General features: G+C 38.7%; 18 protein-coding genes and 2 pseudogenes. 14 read left to right on the forward strand and 6 right to left on the reverse strand.

The annotated features are described in order from the left end of the window. The first annotated feature begins 6 nt into the window (after positions 1 to 6). The 12 genes and pseudogenes from FGL31_RS24120 (at position 7) to FGL31_RS00905 (ending at position 13,328) form a co-directional block, all read left to right on the forward strand. Positions 7 to 381 (forward strand): exodeoxyribonuclease VII large subunit, encoded by a 375-nt coding sequence (locus FGL31_RS24120; protein WP_232046144.1) that lies wholly within the window; start codon positions 7 to 9, stop codon positions 379 to 381. Next, a complete protein-coding gene (xseA, locus tag FGL31_RS00860) occupies positions 356 to 1,279 on the forward strand; it encodes an exodeoxyribonuclease VII large subunit (protein WP_232046145.1) in 924 nt (307 codons plus the stop codon). Before FGL31_RS24120 ends, xseA begins: the two co-directional genes overlap by 26 nt. After that, positions 1,269 to 1,475 carry an exodeoxyribonuclease VII small subunit gene (gene xseB, locus FGL31_RS00865; protein ID WP_099369375.1) on the forward strand — a complete coding sequence of 69 codons (207 nt, stop codon included), beginning with the start codon at positions 1,269 to 1,271 and terminating at the stop codon, positions 1,473 to 1,475. Before xseA ends, xseB begins: the two co-directional genes overlap by 11 nt. Positions 1,476 to 1,667: 192 nt before the next feature. Beyond that, entirely contained in the window at positions 1,668 to 4,430 is a 2,763-nt protein-coding gene (locus FGL31_RS00870) for a TonB-dependent receptor (protein ID WP_171017499.1), read from the forward strand. Positions 4,431 to 4,443: 13 nt separating this feature from the next. After that, the gene (locus FGL31_RS00875; RefSeq protein WP_138089423.1) at positions 4,444 to 5,640 is read left to right on the forward strand and encodes a DUF4876 domain-containing protein; all 1,197 of its coding nucleotides are present in this window, start codon (positions 4,444 to 4,446) and stop codon (positions 5,638 to 5,640) included. 5 nt (positions 5,641 to 5,645) lie between these two features. After that, positions 5,646 to 5,984: a DUF6850 family outer membrane beta-barrel protein gene (locus tag FGL31_RS00880; RefSeq protein ID WP_138089424.1), complete on the forward strand. Its 339-nt coding sequence runs from the start codon at positions 5,646 to 5,648 to the stop codon at positions 5,982 to 5,984. Further along, positions 5,971 to 7,155, forward strand: coding sequence for a DUF6850 family outer membrane beta-barrel protein (locus FGL31_RS00885; protein WP_138089425.1), 1,185 nt, complete (start codon positions 5,971 to 5,973; stop codon positions 7,153 to 7,155). The genes FGL31_RS00880 and FGL31_RS00885 overlap by 14 nt, the downstream gene beginning before the upstream one ends. 8 nt (positions 7,156 to 7,163) lie before the next feature. Beyond that, positions 7,164 to 8,288: a cytochrome-c peroxidase gene (locus FGL31_RS00890; RefSeq protein WP_138089426.1), complete on the forward strand. Its 1,125-nt coding sequence runs from the start codon at positions 7,164 to 7,166 to the stop codon at positions 8,286 to 8,288. 83 nt (positions 8,289 to 8,371) lie between these two features. After that, a pseudogene (gene uvrA / locus FGL31_RS00895) lies at positions 8,372 to 11,180 on the forward strand (excinuclease ABC subunit UvrA). 13 nt (positions 11,181 to 11,193) lie between these two features. Further along, positions 11,194 to 11,583 carry an alkaline phosphatase family protein gene (locus FGL31_RS27285; protein ID WP_262709011.1) on the forward strand — a complete coding sequence of 130 codons (390 nt, stop codon included), beginning with the start codon at positions 11,194 to 11,196 and terminating at the stop codon, positions 11,581 to 11,583. A gap of 7 nt (positions 11,584 to 11,590) precedes the next feature. After that, entirely contained in the window at positions 11,591 to 12,835 is a 1,245-nt protein-coding gene (locus FGL31_RS00900) for an alkaline phosphatase family protein (protein ID WP_262709012.1), read from the forward strand. Between the two features lie 46 nt (positions 12,836 to 12,881). Then, positions 12,882 to 13,328 (forward strand): RrF2 family transcriptional regulator, encoded by a 447-nt coding sequence (locus tag FGL31_RS00905; RefSeq protein WP_099369382.1) that lies wholly within the window; start codon positions 12,882 to 12,884, stop codon positions 13,326 to 13,328. On the opposite strand, the gene gloA2 is transcribed toward FGL31_RS00905, so the two are convergent. The 6 genes from gloA2 to FGL31_RS00935 all read right to left on the reverse strand — a co-directional run bounded on the left by gloA2 (position 13,325) and on the right by FGL31_RS00935 (position 19,508). After that, positions 13,325 to 13,714, reverse strand: coding sequence for an SMU1112c/YaeR family gloxylase I-like metalloprotein (gloA2, locus tag FGL31_RS00910; RefSeq protein WP_138089427.1), 390 nt, complete (start codon positions 13,712 to 13,714; stop codon positions 13,325 to 13,327). The two genes, FGL31_RS00905 and gloA2, sit on opposite strands and share 4 nt — an antisense overlap. Continuing rightward, positions 13,714 to 15,021 carry a UDP-N-acetylmuramoyl-tripeptide--D-alanyl-D-alanine ligase gene (locus FGL31_RS00915; RefSeq protein WP_317130932.1) on the reverse strand — a complete coding sequence of 436 codons (1,308 nt, stop codon included), beginning with the start codon at positions 15,019 to 15,021 and terminating at the stop codon, positions 13,714 to 13,716. Before FGL31_RS00915 ends, gloA2 begins: the two co-directional genes overlap by 1 nt. Positions 15,022 to 15,406: 385 nt before the next feature. Next, positions 15,407 to 16,381, reverse strand: coding sequence for a 6-phosphofructokinase (gene pfkA / locus FGL31_RS00920; RefSeq protein ID WP_138089428.1), 975 nt, complete (start codon positions 16,379 to 16,381; stop codon positions 15,407 to 15,409). A 52-nt stretch (positions 16,382 to 16,433) separates the two neighbouring features. Further along, on the reverse strand, positions 16,434 to 18,152 hold the full coding sequence (locus FGL31_RS00925) for a protein-disulfide reductase DsbD family protein (RefSeq protein ID WP_138089429.1): 1,719 nt from the start codon (positions 18,150 to 18,152) through the stop codon (positions 16,434 to 16,436). A gap of 78 nt (positions 18,153 to 18,230) precedes the next feature. Further along, on the reverse strand, positions 18,231 to 18,683 hold the full coding sequence (locus FGL31_RS00930) for a protein-disulfide reductase DsbD domain-containing protein (RefSeq protein ID WP_099369388.1): 453 nt from the start codon (positions 18,681 to 18,683) through the stop codon (positions 18,231 to 18,233). Between the two features lie 96 nt (positions 18,684 to 18,779). After that, positions 18,780 to 19,508 (reverse strand): biotin--[acetyl-CoA-carboxylase] ligase, encoded by a 729-nt coding sequence (locus tag FGL31_RS00935; RefSeq protein WP_232046146.1) that lies wholly within the window; start codon positions 19,506 to 19,508, stop codon positions 18,780 to 18,782. A gap of 113 nt (positions 19,509 to 19,621) precedes the next feature. On the opposite strand from FGL31_RS00935, the gene rsfS reads away from it, so the two are divergent. Continuing rightward, complete coding sequence (gene rsfS, locus FGL31_RS00940; RefSeq protein WP_099369390.1) at positions 19,622 to 19,996, forward strand: ribosome silencing factor; 375 nt, start codon at positions 19,622 to 19,624, stop codon at positions 19,994 to 19,996. 33 nt (positions 19,997 to 20,029) lie between these two features. After that, positions 20,030 to 22,103: pseudogene (ftsH, locus tag FGL31_RS27290) on the forward strand (ATP-dependent zinc metalloprotease FtsH). Positions 22,104 to 22,143 lie beyond the last annotated feature (40 nt).

Here is a 22,143-nt window from a genome sequence, read left to right on the forward strand (position 1 = left end):
TGGTTTATGCCAGAATTAGTGGATAACAAAACTGTATTTACCTTATTGGAGGTGTCGAGAAGCATTCAAAAGACGATTGCAGACCGATATAAAAGCCTTTATTGGATAAAAGCAGAAATGAATAAACTCAACCATTATTCCCACTCCGGTCATTGTTATCCCGAATTATTAGAAAAAAAAGAAGGTAAGGTCGTGGCTGAAATGCGCTCCATCCTTTGGAAAATGGACTATCAGCGCATAAACAAGCAATTTAAAGAGGTTTTAGGAGAACCACTGCGCGAAGGTATCACCATGCTCTTTCAGGCAGGGATATCCTATGACCCTTTATATGGCTTCAGCCTGAAAATCGTTGACATTGATCCCCACATTCGTTTTGGGTGAGTTGGAAAAGGAAAAAAAGGAAAGCATCAAAAATCTCCAAGAGGAAGGAATATTTGATGCCAACAGAAGATTGCCTTTTCCGTTGATTCCAAAAAGGCTCGCAATAATTTCAGTTGAAACAAGTAAAGGACTGTCTGACTTCTTTAAAATTATAGATGGTAACCCCTGGGGATACAAAATAGAATATACCCTCTTTCCAGCACTATTACAAGGTGATAAATCCATCAGTTCTATAATCAAGCAATTGGAAGTAATTGCAGATAGATTGGAGAATTTTGATACCGTTGCCATAATTCGAGGTGGTGGGGGTGACGTAGGACTGAGTTCATATAATAATTACTTTTTATCCAAGGCGATAGCAATTTTCCCTATCCCTGTTTTAACGGGTATTGGACACTCAACTAATGAGACGGTCAGCGAAATGGTCGCTTACAAAAATGCAATTACTCCAAGTGAATTGGCAGATTTCCTGTTGCAGAAATTCCATAATTTCGCAATTCCAGTCGATCAAGCCCAAGAAAGGATTGTAAGAGCAGTACGTAGTACCTTTGATGATGAAAGCGCAAAATTAAAGCATATCATCTCAGCAATCTCTTGGAACAGTAAAACAAGGTTGCTCAAAGACAAGTCCCTAATCAATAACCTACAAAATCACCTGATCCGCCATAGTAGACAAAAAATTAAAGAAAATCAATCGCAATTACAACATATTGAGCGTATACTAGGAATTGTAAACCCAATTCATATCCTCAAAAGAGGATTCAGTATTGTAAGAATAGATGGAAAATCCGTCCATAAATTAGACCAGGTAGAAGTAGGATCCCAATTAGTAATCCAGCTCGAAGACGGTAAACTGATTTCAAAAGTTATACAAAAAGATGAACAAAATGGAAAATAAATATACCTATAAAGATGCTTTCGAAGAACTACAAAACATCGTTGCTGATATTGAAGATGGTGAAATTGCAGTCGACGAACTAACCGAAAAAATCAATAGAGCATCTGAACTGCTGACAATCTGTAAAGCGAAACTAACAGCTTCCGAAGCCGAAGTAGAAAAACTCCTGCAAAAACTGGAAAAGGAAAATGATTAGAAAGAAGATTTGAGATGTGAGATTTGAGATGTGAGATAGACATAAGACATAAGACAATAGACAGTAGACATACAATAGATAATAGGCTCGGAATCCCTCCTTTTTTCCTAATTACTCAAAAAAAATCTTCATTTCGTTAAATAATATTTTTTGCGTTATTTTGCGTAGTTTAGAATTAGTCTTAATTGTCCTTTGTTAAGAAACATCTACATATTATTGTTTTCTGTATTATTTCCCCTTTGCAGCCTTGCTCAGGTTTATACATTATCTGGTTCTATCAAAGACAGTAAGGGCGAACCTATGGCTAATGTTTCTATCGAAGTAAAAGATAACATAAGCTTTAATACCTTTTCTGATGAACAGGGATTATTTGTCATATCAAACCTCCCGAAAGGAACTTATCAACTTCAATTTTCTCATGTAGGACTAAATCCGATTTCTAGAACCTTCCGAATAGAAAGCGATAGAGAAACGCAGATTGTTTTCAGTCAAGATGAAATAAACATTGATGAAGTCCATGTCACGGCAAAGGAATCCAAAAATATCAGTACCAGCTCCATAATCACCAGAGATGCCATGCAGCACCTGCAACCATCAAGTATTGCTGATATACTGGAGTTATTGCCAGGTGGTAGAACTGGAACTCACGCTTTAGATCAGGTGAGGGGAATCAATTTGAGAACCCCAACCAATGCTTCAATGTCTGGTTATTCAACAAATTCTTTAGGAACAATGTTCTCGGTGGATGGAATGAGTCTGAACTCACAGTCCATGATCGACCCTACCCAAGGATTTGGAATTGGTGTGCCTAATAATAATAGAAACACATCAAATATTGGAGTGGATATGCGAACAATCGCAACCGATAACATTCAAAGTGTAGAAATTATACGTGGTATTCCATCTGTTGAATATGGAAATCTAACCAGTGGGGTAGTGTTGATCGAAAGAATAAATGGATATGAACCTTGGTCAGCAAGATTTAAATCCGACGGATACAGCAAGTTGTTCAACTTAGGAAAAGGGTTTGACTTAAATCAGTACAAACTTAATTTTGATGCGGGCTATCTCAACTCACTCAAAAAAGTATCAGATATCTTTAATGGTTACAAACGTATTAACGCTTCCATTCGTGGTGAAAAATTCTGGAACTTAAACCGATATCGATTAATTTGGAGTCATAATGTAGATTTCAATACCACTATTGACAATGAAAGATTTGACCCAGATAATGATTATGCTTTAACAGATCGTTATAATAATTCGGTACAAAGAATTACCGTGGGCAATAGTGTGAAAATATTCTCCTCTAATCCTAAAGGAGCGTTCCGTAATGCTACATTTTCAGTGAATGTCAATCATTCGTCCAATCAAATCGATGTAGACAAGTTAGTGCAGCCACTTGCTGTTAATGTGTTAATGAACTCTTTGATTGCAGGTAGTCATGAAATGTCCTTTCTGTCTTCAAAGTATGTTACGAATATGCAAATTGATAGCCGACCACTTGACGTCAACCTAAAAGCAGTCAGCAATTGGAATGTGAAAGCATTAGTAAAGCATCAAATAAAAGGAGGAATAGAATATTCCTATGCCAAAAACTTGGGAAAAGGTCAGCAATATGATTTAAATAAACCATTGAACATGACCATTACAGCAAGACCGCGCGATTTTAGCAAGATTCCTGCGATGAGCAATTTGGCATTATTTGCTGAAGATAGATTCTTTATCAACTTTGGCAAGGTGTTGTTTGAAAATAATCTGGGTATTAGAGCATTCACACTACTAAATTTAGATAACAGATATCATATCGATGGCAAAATATACCTTGAGCCAAGATATAATGCTAAGCTTCATTTACCCCAAACTAGCCTATTCGGAAAAAATCTAAAGTCAAATATATTCGCAGGCTATGGAATTCAAACTTTGATGCCAAACCAGAATCTATTATACCCTGCATTGCATTATAACGATATTACAGAACTTTCTTTTTACCCAAATAATCCTGAACACAGGCTAGCATGGGGAATGACTAACATATATGACCCAACAAACTTTAATTTAAAGCCTGCAAAAAATTTTAAATGGGAAGTAGGAACACAGTTTGATCTCGAAGGAAATACATTTTCCATCAACTATTTTAATGAGAAAATGAACAATGGATTACGAGATGTCACCCTGTTCAATCCAATTGCATTTACAAAATATGACGTTAATTCTGTAGACCCATCAACGATAACTGCAAAACCTTCTATCGAAGATTTTACCGGAGAAAATCAAGCCCAATACCATAGTTATACAAAAAATGAGAATGGTAGTCTAACAGAAAAAAATGGTATTGAATATCAATTTACCTCAAGACGGATAAAAGGAATCAATACCAGATTTACAATCAATGGAGCATGGTTGAAAATAAATAATAGAAATATTCAACCCGTATATTCCGTAATAGATCAAAATTTAGTGACCGACGGAAAAGTGAGACAATACATTGCTTCTTATAGAAATGGAAGTTCAGGGGGTACTTATGAATCATTCAACACCAATCTGACGGCGGATTCTTACCTACCGAAATTAGGTTTTAATCTATCTGTTTCTGTACAAAGCTTATGGTATAATTCATCCCAAAGATTGTTTAGAGACGATTTGCCAATTGGTTATTATGATATTGACCAAAATTATCATGAGTATACGGAGGCTGACCGGTATGATCCAATTCTTAGGAATTTTGACCTTAAAACGGATCCTTATACTTATTATAAATTCACACAACCCATCGATCTACTGGTCAATGTGAAAGCAACAAAAGTTATCAAGGAAAAAATCAGAATAGCCATGTTCGTAAATAGGCTTTTTATTTACAAACCTAATTATACTCAACATGGACACTATTTTATCAGAAGAAATAATGCGGAAGATAACCCCTATTTCGGTATGGAATTAAATATTAAAATATAAAATATAGATAACAATGAAAAATACATCCCTTTTTAAATGGCTTTGCTTTGGACTAATGCTGTTTTCCTTGAGTTCATGTATGAAAGATGAATTTTTGGAATCTCGCTCCAATGTCTTTATTGAATTAGACAATTCAAAATTAGTGGGCGAATACAGCATCAGCAATGTCAATATCCAATTACAAGAGATAAACTCCGAAGTTATTACTTCCTCAACACTAGGAACAGGAGCAGACACCGCTAAAGCAAATCTAACTTACGGCACATATACAGCAACTTTAAATGGAGAAATCACCATAAAAGTTAATGGCGCCGACAAAAAAATGGAACTGAAAGCTCGCAAATCCAATATTGTAGTAAACTCCGAAACAACAAATATTACACTGCAAACTTTCCTGTCAGATCCAACAGCAAATTTCGTGTTCAAAGAAATCTTCTTCACAGGAAACCTGACACCTGAAGGAAAAGTATATAATGGTGACAAGTATTTTATTGTCCATAATAATTCAAATGATACATTGTATGCTGATGGAATGTTCCTTGCTCAATCCCAGTTTTTGACCACTACAAAAAGAGTCTATACCCCTGATGTCATGAAAGATGCTTTCACATCTTCAGAAATCATCTTGCTGCCCGGAACCGGAAAACAATACCCTGTAGCGCCAGGCGAAGATATTATCATCGCAAATAATGCAATAAACCATACTGAAGCAAATCCTAATTCCTTCGATTTGAGTAAGGCAAATTTTGAAATTGAACTCATCAAAAACATCAATATCGATAATCCGCAAGTGCCAAATGCAACCAATGTTGCAGGGAATTTATTGATGACCGTGCAGGGCAATAAATCCTATGTGATGGGTAGATTCCCTGAAAGAATGGATGCAGAAAAATTCAAAACTGAAAATGCTTATAACTTTAGTTACGTAGCCGTAAATGGCGCTGTGATCAAAAATGATTCCTATAAAATCCCAAACAGCTATATCCTAGATGCGGTCAATGTTTCTCAAAAAACAGGTTTTGAATGGTTGGTGACTTCCGAAACATTAGACATGGGATGGACTTACGCAGGTGATAAAACTGATGAAAGATATGGAAAAGCTGTCATTAGAAAACCATTAGGTGTATTGGACAACGGAAAACCTTTCTTGCAGGACACCAATAATTCAACCGTTGATTTTAACCATGCCACTCCATATTCATTGAAATAAGGACCATGAGAAAATTGATGTCCATAGGTATCCTCAGTTGTTTATTTGCCTTTTCCGCAAATGCACAAGACTCCCTGCAATTACATTTGCAAGGAATCAAGGAAAGGGTTAGTCAAGGCAGGGCAATCAGGAATGATTTCTATAAATTACCTGCGCTCAGACCTTTTCAATATAAACAATCTATGACACCTGTGGACATTTCATACTTTTCTGATAATAAGGAACTATATAATTATCAAATAGGATCAGGAGATAAAGGATTTAGGATTAAAACAGACTCATATATTAAGAATTCATTCCCTAATCTCACCCTGTGGGGATATGCAACCTATGAAAAATGTTAAAGTCCAAGATCTAAAGTTTAATGAAACATCTGATTATCATCTTGTTTTCCCATATCTTATTGCAGATTCAGTAGGTGGGAATTTGAACGCTGAGGTTTACCAATTTTCAGGAGGAATCGCCAAGGAAATCGGAAATTGGGTGCTGGCAGGGGAAGCTGGATACAAAGCGAACTTATCCCATCGAAAAAGAGATCCAAGACCTGATAATAATTCCTCTGATATATATGCACAACTAGGAGCTTCTTATTTTTTAACACCCACCTATCTAATTTCCGCACATGTAGGTGGCAGGTTCTATAAACAAAGAAATACATTGGATTTTATATCCGAAAAAGGAAGACCTCAAGTATTTTACTTTAATGGATTAGCAGCTTATAATAGGTTATTGTCTGGGTCATTTAATCCACCAGGGCAATTTTTATATAATGTTAACGGCATCAATGCTAAATTATCCTTTGCTCCAAAAAATGATGCTGGATTTATGGCTGAGGTTGGAGTTTCCCAAAATTCCGGAAAAAGAACATTGCCATTATCATCTACAAATGCCAATGATTGGACCGACCAGGTCATTTCAGGGAAATTAGGATATGTAAACGCGAATGATAGTTGGTGTTATGGAGCAATGGCTAAAATGGATCTACAGACTAGGAAAGGATCCGAAGGACTATTTAATAATGATGGAGCCGTTACTGGGGGTTATACCAAAATCTCTGAAATATCATCCTATAGATATTACAACTTCGAATATAATCTTGAAGCTTTTATCGGAAAAGAAAATTGGAGCATTAAGCCATTTGCAACTTTTACTCAAATCAAGGAACAGTACTTGAACCCATTCAGAGAACAATGGGCAGATATTGTAAAAGTTGGGGTACAAGGGCAGTATTTATATCAAATGAAGGACGGTTTGTTTGGAATTAGTTTAAATTTGCAGAAGCAGAAGGTTTTAGATAAAAATTCTGTGTTCAATATCACTAGGGGGACTGCCCTGGAAGATTTATTGTCGCAGAATTACATGTTCTTGACTGCCGAACCGTTCACAGTGGGAGGAGAAGCGCGTTATGACTTCGTCGTCAATGAACAGGTGAAACCTTTCGTGAAGGCAAATGCCCTAACATCTACAGAAATAAAACAAAAATATTATGCACTGACCCTAGGGTTCGTGTTTTAAAAACGGAAATGAAGAGAATATTAGTTATAGGTTTGGTAATGGGAATTACAGTGTTAAGCACTGCATTCTTAAGTGATAAGGGAATTCAAGATCTAAGAAGTCTATATAGCAGACCTATTAGTGAATGGCCTAAACCAACTATTGACTCAGGAGTAGTATATGAGGAATTTAAATCTCTTCCAAAACTCGATACAAGCTATTTCTCCCTAATGGAACAACCAAAAGTGAAATTAGGCAAGCTTCTGTTTTTCGATCCTATCCTTTCGGGATCAAACCAAATCTCATGCAGTTCGTGCCATAATCCACAGACTTCCTGGGGAGACCATTCAACAGTCCCAGTGGGTCATGACCATTTAGTAGGCACAAGAAATACCCTTTCTTTATTGAATGTTGGACAACGGAAAAGTATGTTTTGGGACGGTAGAGCAAATTCCCTCGAGGAGCAGGCATTAAGCCCAATCGAAGCACACAATGAAATGGCTATGGACCTAACAAAATTGGTCCCAAAACTCAAAGCAATTCCAGAATATAACAAGCTTTTCAAGCAAGCGTTTGGGGACGATGATTTCTCAATGCCCGAGATCATGAGTGCACTGGCCACTTTCCAAAGAACTTTAACATCCAAAAGAAGTCGTTTCGATGAATTCCTAGATGGTAAATATGATGCCCTAAATGACGAAGAAATCGCAGGATTACACCTCTTCAGAACAAAGGCTCGATGTATGAACTGTCATAATGGTCAATATTTTACAGATGAAGATTTCCATAATATTGGATTGACCTATTACCAACGTAAATATGAAGATTTGGGACGATATATCGTCACCAAAGACCCTAAAGATGTTGGAAAATTCAGGACACCTTCGTTGAGAGATGTCATGAATACCAATCCATGGATGCACAATGGGCTGTTTGATAACATAATTGGAGTCATCAATATGTACAATTCAGGCATGACCATGAACAATCCAAGAAATCCAGAACAAGAGGCTGACCCTATTCATCCTCGCATCGATCCTCTCATGAAGAAACTGGATTTGACCCGAGACGAAATCAGACAGGTTGCAGCATTTTTGGAATCTATCACAGCAACGAAATACCGTATGCCAAGACCTGAGAAACTTCCACGCTAACAATGTAACTATGTTGTAAACTAATCGTTTTTGTTTAGTTTAACGGAAGGTCTTTTCATGAGTTTTGCCTAACTTTGAAAGTTATGCAAAAAAATGCTACCCATAATCCAAAATCCCATATTCAAATTAAAGGTGCTCGTGTAAACAACCTGAAAAATATTGATGTTGATATCCCTAAAAAACCAGTTGGTTGTAATCACAGGGATGTCGGGATCCGGAAAATCTTCTCTCGCCTTTGATACCTTATACGCAGAAGGTCAACGTAGATATGTAGAAAGTCTTTCTTCCTATGCTAGGCAGTTCATGGGAAGGATGAACAAACCTGATGTAGATTATATCAAAGGAATTGCACCGGCGATCGCTATCGAACAAAAAGTGATCTCTAGCAACCCCAGATCTACCGTAGGAACATCCACTGAAATATATGATTATTTAAAACTTCTATATGCAAGAATTGGTAAAACTATTTCCCCAATTTCTGGAAAAGAAGTAACAAAAGATACCGTAACATCCATTGTAGACAAAATATTGTCCTATGAAGATGATGCTAGAGTAACCATCTATAGCCCACTTATCCCTACAAATAACAGAAAACTCAAAGAAGAACTTTCTTTGTTGTTGCAAAAAGGATTTGTACGTGTCAAGCTTAATGATTCTATCCAAAAAATAGAATCCATTATTGAAGATAAAGAAGTATCAAACAAAGCTTTTAAGGAAGGTGATATTTTCATCGTAATAGATCGTGTTCGTTTAGAACATAATGACGATACCATCAATCGCTTGGCCGATTCGGTACAGACTGCATACTTTGAAGGAAAAGGAGAATGTGAAGTGGAAATAGATGCTGACATTTTCCATTTCTCAGACAAGTTTGAACTTGATGGAATTACTTTTGAAGAACCTTCACCTAACTTTTTCAGTTTCAATAATCCTTATGGTGCTTGTAAACGTTGTGAAGGGTACGGTAAAATAATAGGCATCGACCCGGATTTAGTCATCCCGGATAAAAGCAGATCTGTATTTGATGGTGCCATAGCCCCTTGGCGTGGCGAGAAAATGGGTGCTTGGCTTGATAAATTAGTGCGATCAGCACTCAAATTTGATTTCCCTATTCATCGTGCTTATGCTGACCTCAGCAAAGAACAACAAGAACTGATTTGGACCGGAAACAAATACTTCAGGGGATTGAATGATTTCTTTGCGGAACTGGAAGAGCAAACATATAAGATTCAATATCGAGTGATGCTATCTCGGTACAGAGGAAAAACAGATTGTCCCGAATGTAAAGGAACTAGATTGCGCAAAGATGCATCATATGTGAAAATCAACGGTTATTCTATTACCGATGTTGTATTGTTGCCTTTGGAACAAGCCTTAAATCTGTTTCAAAATCTAAACCTCTCGGACAATGAAGCAATTATAGCAAAACGCTTGCTTGCAGAAATTGTAAACCGATTGCAGTTCTTGTGTGATGTAGGATTAAGTTATTTGACCTTGAACCGATTGAGCAATAGCCTTTCTGGTGGTGAATCTCAACGGATAAACCTGGCCACTTCATTGGGATCCTCTCTAGTGGGGTCAATCTATGTTCTGGATGAACCCAGTATTGGTCTGCACCCTCGTGATACGCAAAAGTTAATTGGCGTATTGAAATCCCTTCGTGATGCCGGTAATACCGTGATAGTCGTAGAACATGAGCAAGAAATGATGGAAGCTGCAGATTACCTCATTGATATTGGGCCAGAAGCTGGTATTAATGGTGGGGAATTAGTATTTGCAGGAACCTATAAAGAAATTTTAAAAGATAAAAATAGCCTTACAGGTAAATACCTTGGCGGTGACCTTTCTATCATAGTTCCAGAGAAACGTAAAAAATGGAATGAAAGCATCCGAATCAATGGTGCTAGAGAAAATAACCTAAAAGGCGTAAATGTTGATTTCCCTTTGAATGTGTTTACCGTTGTGTCCGGGGTTTCTGGTTCTGGTAAAACATCATTGGTAAAAAGAATTCTATATCCAGCATTACAAAAAGCAATTGGAACGTACTCTGGAGAACAAACAGGACTTTACGACGGGATTGAAGGTGCATTGGATCAAATCGAACAAGTTGAAATGGTAGATCAAAACCCTATCGGCAGGTCTACGCGATCCAATCCTGTAACTTATGTAAAGGCTTGGGATGAAATCCGAGCACTGTATTCTTCACTGCCAGCAGCAAAAGCAAATGGTTTGAAACCTTCAGCATTCTCTTTTAATGTCGAAGGTGGGCGATGTGAAGTATGCCAAGGTGAAGGAGTGGTAAAAATTGAAATGCAATTTATGGCGGATATCATTCTGCCGTGTGAAGCATGCGATGGTAAAAGATTTAAACAGCATGTCCTTGATGTGCAATACAAGGAAAAATCAGTTTCCGATATCTTAGATCTGAGTGTGGACGAGGCAATAGAATTTTTTGCCGATCAACCGAAAATCCTGAACAAATTAGGACCGTTGCAAGAAGTAGGATTAGGCTATGTGAAGTTGGGACAATCTTCCAGCACCCTCTCAGGAGGTGAAGCCCAGCGGATTAAATTGGCCTCTTTCCTGATCAAAGGAAACAATCAGAAAAAAACAATGTTTATCTTTGATGAACCAACAACAGGTTTGCATTTCCATGATATCAGTAAGCTCTTGAAAGCATTCAATGCTTTGATAGCTCTCGGAAATACAGTATTAGTAATCGAACACAACCTAGATATGATTAAATCTGCTGACTGGGTAATAGACATCGGTCCTGAAGGTGGAGAAAAAGGCGGTAAAGTGGTTTTCGCCGGAACTCCCGAAGATTTGGTCAAGTGTAAAGACTCTTATACGGGTGATTTCTTAAAACGTCACCTAAATTTTAAACCCTAAATAATAATTAATAATGTATAGAAAGTTAAGTATTTCTATGTTGTTCTTATGCTTCTGTACCTTGCTATCAGCACAGGTAGAGCGGCCGAAATTAGTAGTAGGATTGATGGTTGACCAAATGCGCTGGGACTACCTTTATAGGTTTGCCGATCGCTATGGCAATGACGGATTCAAGCGCCTTTTGCATGAAGGGTTCTCCTGTGAAAACGCAATGATCAACTATGTGCCTACCTTTACTGCAATCGGTCACAGCTCTGTATATACAGGAAGTGTACCTTCTATCCACGGAATCGCGGGAAATGACTGGATAGAGCAACAAACTGGAACTTCTATGTATTGTACCCAAGATGATGCGGTGGAAGGCGTAGGAACAACAGAAAAAGAAGGTAAACAAATCACCTAGAAACCTATTGGCCTCAACGGTGACTGACCAATTGAAATTGGCCACAAACTTCAACTCAAAAGTAATCGGTATTGCGATCAAAGATAGGGGCGGAATCCTACCTGCTGGTCATTTCGCCGATGCTGCATATTGGTTTGAAGCGAAATCAGGAGATTGGATCAGCAGTACCTACTACATGGAAAACTTGCCAGAATGGGTAAAAGGATTCAACCAACAGAAATTGGCTGACAAATATCTTAAACAAGATTGGAATACACTTTACCCAATCGATACCTATAAAACTAACAGTATCGACGATGACAACATCTACGAAGGAAAATGGGCAGGAGAAGAAACTGCTGCATTCCCTCGGAAAACATCGCTGTTGATGAAAGATGCCGGCTATGAACTGATAAAATCAACTCCTTATGGCAACACATTAACACTAGACTTTGCAAAAGATGCTATCAAAAATGAAAAATTAGGCCATAACCCTAAAAATGCTACTGATTTCTTATGTGTAAGTCTTTCAGCTACTGATTACGTCGGACACAGGTATTCATTATCATCCGTAGAAATCGAAGATATCTACCTACGACTTGACCAAGAACTAGCCGAATTCTTCAAATATTTGGATAAAACAGTAGGAAAAGGAAATTATACATTCTTCTTGACTGCCGACCATGCCGCATCCTATAACTCTCGTTACTTTATGGATATGCGTGGAAATGGAGGCTATTTCTTCTCCAGACAGCTACAGAGAACAATGAATGAAGAACTGAAAAAAGAATTTGGTTCAGAAAACCTGATTGTTAGCCTTTTGAATTACCAAGTCCATTTGAACTATGATGCAATTGAAAAAGCGAATCTGGACGAAGAAAAAGTGAAGAAATCCATTATCAAAATGTTGAGACACGAAGATGGTGTAGCTTATGTGGTAGATATGGAAGGCGGTGAGAACATGATGGTGCCAGCAGAAATCCGTGAAAAGATTATCAATGGGTACAATCGTAAGCGCAGCGGTGCCATTCAGATTATCACAGAACCGCAATGGTATGATGGAACTCCACGTTCGACCGGTACAACACATGGTACTTGGACACCTTATGACTCTCATATTCCATTGGTATTCATGGGCTGGGGTGTAAAACATGGAACGACCAATAAAGTTGTCAATATTACAGATATTGCTCCCACTATTTCTTCCTTACTCCATGTGATGGAACCAAATGGCTCTATTGGGCGACCGATTGTAGACGTATTGCAGAAATAGCTTTATTTTTTATACTTTTGATGAATTAAGACCAGACAGGTTTGATATGCTATCGAAGAAAACGAAATACGCGATAAAAGCCCTTATGGTATTGGGCAGAAACTACGGAAAAGAACCTATGCAGATTGGCAAAATCGCCGAAGAAGAAAGGATCCCCAAGAAATTCTTGGAACAAATCCTTCTGGAGATGCGCAATGCCGGGATTCTTTATTCCAAAAAAGGTGCTGGAGGGGGTTATAGCCTCAACAAAGCTCCAGAAGATATCTATTTGTCGCAAGTAATGCGCCTGATTGATGGACCTATTGCCCTATTGCCTTGTGTCAGCTTGAATTTCTACCGCTCCTGCGAAGAGTGTGTGGAGGAGCATGCATGTGGCATCCGTGATACTTTTGTCGAAGTTAGAAATGCTATGCTGCAAATCTTGAACGATACCAGTATCTCAAATTTAATAAACAAAGAAAAAGAACTTAACCTAGAAGTAGGTAAGGACTAGACTTCATAAAGTTCTAATGGAAGCCCATCGGGGTCGGTGAAAAAAGTGAATTTCTTATCGCTCGTTTTATCAACACGGATGGGCTCCGTTTTTATACCCATATTATTAAGCAAGGCAACTTGTTTTTCAATGTTTTCAACCGCAAAGGCCAAATGCCGTAATCCCCTTGCTTCTGGATAGCTAGGTCTTTCGGCAGGATCCGGAAAGGAAAACAGCTCAATGATATATTGTCCATTCAGGGCTAAATCCAGTTTGTAGGAATCGCGCTCCTCCCGATAGACCTCCTGCAAAATCTCAAACCCCAAAACTTCCGTGTAAAAGGCCTTGGAAACAGAATAATTACTGCAGATAATGGCAATATGGTGGATGCCCTTAAGATCTAACATTACAATACATCGATTAATTTCTCGAAAGCCATCCCTCGGGATGCTTTCAAAAGAATCATAAAATCTTCCAATGGGTTTTCCTCAAGGTCTTTTTTCAAATCATCTGTGCTTTCAAAAAAGCTAGCGCCCTCGTCTTTTAACGCATAAAAAGCTTTTCCGACAAAAATTAATTTGTCGACTTTTAGGCTCTTTGCTTTTTCGATTACTTTTTTATGTTCTACTTCACTTTGATCTCCCATTTCAAACATATCCCCAAGGATTGCTACTTTGCGGTCTGCTTGGATAACGTCCAAATTCCCCAATGCCGCTGCCATACTGCTGGCATTTGCATTATAATAATCAGCAATTATGGTGTTCTTTTCTGTTTGGGTGATTTGAGATCGGTTGTTCTGTGGAATATAATTGCTCAGTCCGTTGTTTATCTCTTCGGTATTCAGCCCAAAAGTTTTCCCCAGCGCAATGGACGCCAACATGTTTTCAATGTTATAGGCGCCTGTTAAATTGGTTTTAACTTCATTTCTCTGCTCTTCACCTTTGATGTTCCAGAAAATCGTCAGAAAAGGATCAGCAACAACTAAACCTCCCTGGATTTCATTCTTCTCCGAAAAACCATAATAAATTACATGTTGGAGATCCCTGTCTTTTGCCATTTCGGTGAGATAGTCATTGTCACCTTGAATATAGATCTGGCCATTGTTTTCTTTCAGGTAATCATAAAGTTCACCTTTGGCTTTCATAACGCCTTCAAACGACCCAAATCCTTCGAGGTGAGCTTTGCCAACATTGGTGATAAAGCCATGGGTAGGTTGCGAAATACTGCATAAAAAAGCAATTTCATGGACATGGTTTGCCCCCATCTCTACAATGGCAATTTCTACATCATCAGTTAAGGAAAGGATGGTCAGCGGAACGCCAATATGATTGTTGAGATTACCTTTTGTTGCGTAGGTATGGTACTTCTGAGATAGGACACTGTTCAGTAGCTCCTTGCTGGTGGTTTTTCCGTTGGTTCCAGTGATTCCTATAAAAGGGATGTTTAAATGTTTCCTGTGGAACCTTGCAAGTTCTTGCAGCGCAGTGAGTACATCATCTACCAAAACATAAGCAGGATCTTCCTTGTAAAATGAACTGTCGTCAACAATCACATATTTTGCCCCAGCCTCAAGTGCTTTTTCAGCAAAACTATTTCCATTGAAGTTGTCTCCTTTCAGCGCAAAGAATAAACAGTCCTTGCTGATTTTACGAGTATCTGTACAAATGTTCGGGAAATCCTTGTAGATCTGGTAGAGTTGAGCTATCTGCATCATTTTTAATTTTAAACAAATGTAAGCAATAGTGAATAGATGGAAAAAAGTTGTTTTGCCAATACCCTCAATTTTTGTCTGCCTGACCATTCTCCTTCCACTCTCATTTTACTCTTGTTCCACTCTCCTTCGTCTCTCCTTCGTCTCTCCTTCGGACTTCGTTCGGACCTTGTTCGGAGCTGCTTCGGAAAAATACCCGAACAAGGTCCGAACAAGGTCCGAACAAAAGAGGACGGAGAGTGGAACGAGGTAGGAACGAGAGTGGAACAAGACACGAATAAGGAACAAAAAATTACTGGTTGGTGGGGACACCAACCAGGGCAAAGGAGCCGCAACGAAAAAAGGCCTGCCCAAACGGGCAAGCCTTTACTTTTATTCTTGTTGACCTTTACAAAGAAAGTATCTCTACGATTCTTGTTAGGTTTTCGTTTACTTTATCGATGTGTTTTATTGCTTTGTTGAATGGGGTAAATTGGACGTTTCCACAAATCAGACCCGCCATTTCACCTTTACGGCCCTCAATCAAGCCTTCTACTGCAGCAACACCTAGGCGACTGGCCAATACACGGTCCATACATGTTGGTGAGCCTCCACGCTGAATGTGACCTAGAATAGAAAGACGAACATCGTATGCTGGGAAGTTTGATTGAATCTTTTCAGCAACCACCATACCTCCTTCTTTGTCTCCTTCAGCAACAATGATAATACGGGATGATTTGTTCTTTCTGGTTTTATCCAGACGTTTCATGATGGCGTCGTAGTCTACTTCAAGCTCTGGAATCAAAACGGCCTCAGCACCTGTGCTGATTCCTGAACGCAAAGCAATCAGACCAGAGTCACGACCCATTACTTCAACAACGAAAAGACGGTCATGAGACTCCGCTGTATCACGGATCTTGTCTACAGCATCTACAACAGTGTTGATAGCGGTGTCATAGCCAATGGTGAAGTCAGTGCCGTTCAAGTCATTGTCGATCGTGCCTGGCATCCCTATAATTGGAATGTCAAACTCTTCAATGAATTTGGAAGCACCAGTAAATGTTCCGTCACCACCGATTACAACCAAAGCATCTATATTTAGTTTTTTTAAGTTCTCATAAGCTTTCTGTCTGCCTTCAACAGTACGGAATTCATCGCTTCTAGCAGTTTTAAGAATGGTCCCTCCGCGTTGAATAATGTTTGCTACAGATTTTGCGTCCATAGGAGTAATATCTCCTTGAACCAACCCATCGTATCCTCTGCGGATACCAAACATGTTCTTCCCATGATAAATCCCTGTTCTTATTACTGCACGAATACCTGCATTCATGCCTGGGGAATCGCCCCCTGACGTTAATACTGCGATGTTATTAATGTTGCTCATACGTCAAATATACCTAAATACTTATTTTTTTTGTACAAAATTATAAGAAAGCCTATTTCTTCGCTTTGTAAGCGTCGATTGCAGATTGTAAATACGCTCTGTAGCTTTCGATATTATAATTTGCACCGCTAGTCGGCACCAACAATTGTTCATCATTGTCCAACATGGCATATAATGGCTGTGAGTTACTGTTGAATTTAGAAATTTGGAAATCTGTGTTTTTACGTCCAACCGTGTTGATTTTCTTTCCCGTGGTCGGAGAAACGAACTGTTCAGATTCTGGAAGTTTTAGATCATAATCATCTACATAAAGTTCTGCAAGGATAAAGTTCTCATTTATCATCTGCTTGATTCCTGGATCAGACCATACATCAGCTTCCATCTTACGACAGTTTACACAGTTCCAACCTGTGAAGTCTACCAATAAAGGTTTGTCCTGTGCCCTGGCAGCAGCTAATGCCTCATCGTAATCATAATATGGATCCATTCCCTTGATCGTTGCGCGGTCATGGAAGTGGCTGAAATACTTTCTGTTGTTTGCATCAGCAGAGGTACCATGCCCCGGACCTGCTGCAACACCAGCAGAAATATCGAAATCCTGTGTTCCAATCGGAGGCAAGAATGCAGCAATGGATTTCAACGGAGCACCCCACATACCCGGAACCATATACACCACAAAGGAAAATACAATGATGGCAATGATGGTGCGGGGAACTGACATATATTTTAGGTCGCTGTCATGCGAGAATTTAATCTTTCCGATCAAGTATAATCCCATTAGTCCGAATATGACAATCCATAAAGACAAGAAGACCTCACGATCTAGGAATTGCCAGTTGTATGCTAAGTCTACATTCGACAAGAATTTAAGCGCCAATGCTAATTCCAAGAATCCCAATACTACTTTTACACTATTCAACCAACCGCCAGATTTAGGCATTGATTTTAATAGTGCTGGGAACATAGCGAATAAAACGAATGGAATCGCTAAGGCGAAAGAGAACCCGAACATCGCAATTGCAGGGCCTAAACGGTCACCTTTTACAGCTGCATTGACCAATACAGTACCGATAATTGGTCCTGTACAAGAAAAAGATACAACCGCAAGGCTGGCAGCCATAAAGAAGTAGCCGATAAGACCACCTTTATCAGACTTCTCATCAATTTTGTTCACGAATTTGCTAGGCAATGTAATCTCAAATGCTCCAAAGAATGAGGCTGCGAAAAAGACGAGCATCAGGAAGAAGAAGAAGTTGAAGATACCATTCGTAGATAGCGCATTCATGGCTTCTGGACCGAAAGCTATCGTAATCAACATACCCAAAGCCACGTAAATTACGATAATAAACAAACCATAAGTCAGGGCTTGGGAGACCGCTTGTAGCTTGGATGCTGATTTTTTAGTAAAAAAACTTACCGTAAGAGGAACCATAGGGAAGATACAAGGCATTAGGAATGCCAAGAATCCACCTAATAAACCCTCAATGAATATTCCCCATAGGGAAGTATTCGCTTCTTGATTATCAGTAGAATCAACAGTGGGAGCTACAGTAGCGGTACTATCAGTAGCAGCTGTATCTTCTCCTGAAGAGAATTCAACCCCCTCAAGGTCAGAAATTAATGTGTCAGTGCTGCCGGTCTCTTCTTGACCAGAGCTGAACTCTACATCATCTATGTTGATCAGGGTGTCTTGTGAAATTCCTTTTAACGGAGTTATAGAAATTAGCAATAGCCAACCAAAGGCTATCAAAGCATTTTTAAAGCTAAACATAATTGAGTGTTAACGGGAGAAATTAAGAAAAAGGCAGGGAAGACCTGCCTTTTGGTATTTTTCTAAACTGTTATTTCGCTATTTGATTGTTACCGCGAATTCATATTCATCTGGTGGTAAACAACGCTCTTTATCACAAGCCATAAAGGTGGCAACACCTTTTACTGTAGTAGGTTTGTTGTTCGCCAATTTAACTTTCTGTTGGAAAATTACTTCTCCATTGTAATAAGGAACATTCATTTTGAAGACATCTTCAAATTTGGTCTTAGGTTCCTTTGCTGCAGGTTTACCTGTCACTTTAGCACCATTCCCAGGAGTAAAGGTAAATGAAGTAGAAATAGGGCCTCCTGATGGTACATTAAGTCCATAGATATGCCATCCTTGCTCTACATTAGCTTTTAAAAGGATAACTGCTTCATTGTTGGGAAGTTTTTTAAACCCTACTGACCATTTCACTGGATTTTCCACTTGAGCGAAAACTCCTGATACAGCAAAGATTAAAAATGCAATTAATAGATTTATTTTTTTCATAAAAAACCGTTTTATTCTATTTTTTGACTAATTTATATTTATAAAGTTTAATTCAAAGTTAGTATTATCTCTATAATTAATGAAGTTGTAATCATTTTATTGCATTTGAAAAACAACTTCTTTGAAATAATAGGTTTTTACCTCATCTTTTGTTCGTAGGTATAATTGTCCATTCCCATCAACTTTAACCAACGTTGCTTCGAATGATATATTACTAGACGAGTAATATGCAGGAATGTCCCTTCTAAAAAGATTATTGTTGTATTCTATCAGTAAGTCTTTGTCTGTCAGTGTGTTTTTTTTGTGTCTTTCAACTCTTTTAGCAATGAAAGCAAGCAAGTTTAGGCATTCTGACTCCAGGTCTTCGGTAAAAATTCCGGTTTCATTCAGAATCGAACTCGCTCGGTTGCTGAATTCCTCTGAAAATTGCTTTTGGTTGACATTTAAACCAATCCCAATAATGGATTGTCTTATTTCTTTGCTGTTGCTAATATTTTCGATCAATATCCCTGATATTTTCCTGTTGCCGATCATGATATCATTGGGCCATTTTATGGTTGAATCAATTTGGAGCGACTTTAGCCAATCTATAATCCCCAAGCTTACCAGCATATTTAAGGTGAAATGCTGTTGCAGGGAAAGATGATTTGGATAAATGACAAAACTGAAGGTGATATTGCTATTAGGTTCTGATTTCCAGGAGTTTTGTCGTTGTCCTCTGCCCATGGTTTGGTTTTTTGCCATTATGGCAGTCCATTCCGGTAGTGGCTTGAAATTTGACAATTTAGATTTTAAATAATCATTGGTAGACCCGATTTCGTCCAAAACAATTAATTTTTGACGTAGTGATTCTCCCGAAAATGTGTTATTTTGCAAAAGATATTGTATTTAAAGTAGTTTGAAAACAATTTAATTAGTCAAAAGTATAACAAATCTTGATGAGTAAAAACAAAAAATCTTCGTTGTCGGAGAAATTAGCAGACGTGATTATCCACGGGATGCAGGAAAAAAAGGGCAACGAAATTGTGAGGATGGATATGCGAGAGGTGAATGGAGCCTTGTCTGACTATTTTGTGATCTGCCATGCCGATTCTAATGTTCAAGTAAACGCTATTGCAAAGAGCGTTGAGGATGAAGTTTATAAAGCATTTGGTCAAGACCCTTGGCATAAAGAAGGCCAGGGCAATGGCGAATGGATTTTGCTTGATTTTGTGGACGTCGTAGTCCATATCTTCAAGACGGATATGCGTGATCATTATAGGATAGAGGATCTTTGGGGCGATGCAGCCATGAATAAATACCAAAGCGCATAATAATTGTTGTGAAACGTAGTATAAGAGTTATAAATGAAGAAAGTTCCGAGTAAGAAGATTACGCCAATGCCACCGAAATTTAATATGATCTGGCTTTGGATTGCGATGATAGTGGGGTTTTTTGGGCTTCAATACTTATTTAGTGGCGAATCATCTAAAAAGATTACCTATAAAGAGTTTGAACAAAACAGTCTTATTCCTGGCGATGTTGAAAAGCTGGTTGCCTATAAAAGCAATGACCTGATCGATGTCGAAGTATATATTAAGAGCGATAGATTAGACCAAGAGAAATACAAAGATATTTCTAAGAGTCCTAACAATCTGTCTTTTTCTAATGCCACAGGTCCTCAGTTCAACTTTACTGAGCCGTCTGCGGAGATTTTAGAACAGAAGTTAAAAGCTTCACAAGACAGTTTGGCAGTTGGACAACCTAGAATTGGAGTGACTTACGAAGATAGATCAAACCCATATGCGGGATGGTTTATTTCGTTTATGTTGCCTTTGTTGATCATTGTGGTAATCTGGATATTCTTAATGCGCCGCATGAATGGTGGTGCAGGTGGAGGCGGTGGTGCGATTTTCAATATTGGAAAATCTAAAGCACAATTGTTCGACAAAGAATCGCAAATCAACATCACATTTAATGATGTTGCTGGCCTCGAAGAGGCTAAACAAGAGGTCATGGAAATCGTTGACTTCTTGAAAAATCCTAAAAAATACACTGACCTAGGAGGTAAGATTCCAAAAGGAGCCTTATTGGTAGGCCCTCCGGGAACTGGTAAAACATTATTGGCAAAAGCGGTTGCTGGTGAAGCGCAAGTTCCTTTCTTTTCATTATCAGGTTCTGATTTTGTGGAAATGTTCGTCGGAGTGGGTGCCTCTCGTGTTCGTGACTTGTTTAAACAAGCCAAAGAGAAAGCGCCATGTATCATTTTCATCGATGAGATCGATGCTATCGGGCGTGCCCGTGGTAAAAACTCAATTATGGGTGGAAATGATGAGCGTGAAAATACATTAAACCAGTTATTGGTGGAAATGGACGGTTTTTGGTACTAACGTTGGGGTTATTATCCTAGCAGCAACCAACCGTTTGGATGTTTTGGATACCGCATTATTGCGTCCAGGACGTTTCGACAGACAAATCTCTATCGATAAACCTGACTTGATCGGACGTGAGCATATCTTTAACGTTCACTTAAAGCCTTTGAAACTTGCCGAAGAGGTAGATGCAAAGAAATTATCCGCCCAAACGCCAGGATTTGCTGGTGCTGAAATTGCAAACGTATGTAACGAGGCAGCTTTGATCGCTGCTCGTAAAAACAAAAAAGCAATTGAAATGCAGGATTTCCAAGATGCTATAGACCGTGTCATCGGAGGTCTGGAGAAGAAAAATAAAATTATCTCTCCTGAGGAGAAGAAAATTGTTGCTTACCATGAAGCAGGACATGCAATTGCTGGATGGTTCTTGGAACATGCTGACCCTTTGGTAAAAGTATCGATAGTTCCACGTGGTGTTGCAGCATTGGGATATGCGCAGTATTTGCCTAAAGAGCAATTCTTGTACACAACTGAACAATTGATAGACAGTATGTGTATGACCATGGGTGGCCGTGTAGCTGAAGATATCACTTTTGGTAGAATCAGTACAGGGGCACAGAATGACCTTGAACGTATTACTAAATTGGCTTATGCCATGACTGCTGTATATGGTATGAACCATAAAGTAGGTAATGTATCCTTTAGAGATAGTTCAGGAGATAGCCAATTCCAAAAACCATATTCAGATCAGACTGCAGAGTTGATCGATGATGAAGTAAGGGTATTGATATCTGAAGTATACGAGAGAACCAAAAACTTGTTGTTAGAAAAACAAGACGGTTTGATCAAGATTGCTGAGAAACTATTGGAAAAAGAGATTTTATTCCAAACGGATTTGGAGGAAATCTTGGGTAAGCGTCCTTTCACCAACAAAACGACTTACGATGAGTTTGTAAATGGTGGTGCAGATGGAGGTGGAGTTCCACAAACGGATCTTCCCGTACCATCTACCGATAGGGAAGATGTACAGGCAAACCCTGAGGAGCAGAAGAAATTAGATTCAGAATAATTAGAATATTTTAGCAGACAGGACCCGGAGTCCTGTCTGT

This window comes from Sphingobacterium daejeonense, from assembly GCF_901472535.1.
Lineage (GTDB): Bacteria > Bacteroidota > Bacteroidia > Sphingobacteriales > Sphingobacteriaceae > Sphingobacterium > Sphingobacterium daejeonense.

Bases quoted from the DNA above. Each gene is read 5' to 3' on its own strand.
- FGL31_RS00890 (WP_138089426.1), top strand. From the start codon at position 7,164: ATGAAGAGAATATTAGTTATAGGTTTGGTAATGGGAATTACAGTGTTA.
- FGL31_RS00875 (WP_138089423.1), top strand. From the start codon at position 4,444: ATGAAAAATACATCCCTTTTTAAATGGCTTTGCTTTGGACTAATGCTG.
- FGL31_RS00925 (WP_138089429.1), bottom strand. From the start codon at position 18,152: ATGTTTAGCTTTAAAAATGCTTTGATAGCCTTTGGTTGGCTATTGCTA.
- pfkA (WP_138089428.1), bottom strand. From the start codon at position 16,381: ATGAGCAACATTAATAACATCGCAGTATTAACGTCAGGGGGCGATTCC.
- FGL31_RS00905 (WP_099369382.1), top strand. From the start codon at position 12,882: ATGCTATCGAAGAAAACGAAATACGCGATAAAAGCCCTTATGGTATTG.
- FGL31_RS24120 (WP_232046144.1), top strand. From the start codon at position 7: ATGCCAGAATTAGTGGATAACAAAACTGTATTTACCTTATTGGAGGTG.
- FGL31_RS00930 (WP_099369388.1), bottom strand. From the start codon at position 18,683: ATGAAAAAAATAAATCTATTAATTGCATTTTTAATCTTTGCTGTATCA.
- rsfS (WP_099369390.1), top strand. From the start codon at position 19,622: ATGAGTAAAAACAAAAAATCTTCGTTGTCGGAGAAATTAGCAGACGTG.
- FGL31_RS00885 (WP_138089425.1), top strand. From the start codon at position 5,971: ATGAAAAATGTTAAAGTCCAAGATCTAAAGTTTAATGAAACATCTGAT.
- xseB (WP_099369375.1), top strand. From the start codon at position 1,269: ATGGAAAATAAATATACCTATAAAGATGCTTTCGAAGAACTACAAAAC.
- FGL31_RS00915 (WP_317130932.1), bottom strand. From the start codon at position 15,021: ATGATGCAGATAGCTCAACTCTACCAGATCTACAAGGATTTCCCGAAC.
- FGL31_RS27285 (WP_262709011.1), top strand. From the start codon at position 11,194: ATGTATAGAAAGTTAAGTATTTCTATGTTGTTCTTATGCTTCTGTACC.
- FGL31_RS00880 (WP_138089424.1), top strand. From the start codon at position 5,646: ATGAGAAAATTGATGTCCATAGGTATCCTCAGTTGTTTATTTGCCTTT.
- gloA2 (WP_138089427.1), bottom strand. From the start codon at position 13,714: ATGTTAGATCTTAAGGGCATCCACCATATTGCCATTATCTGCAGTAAT.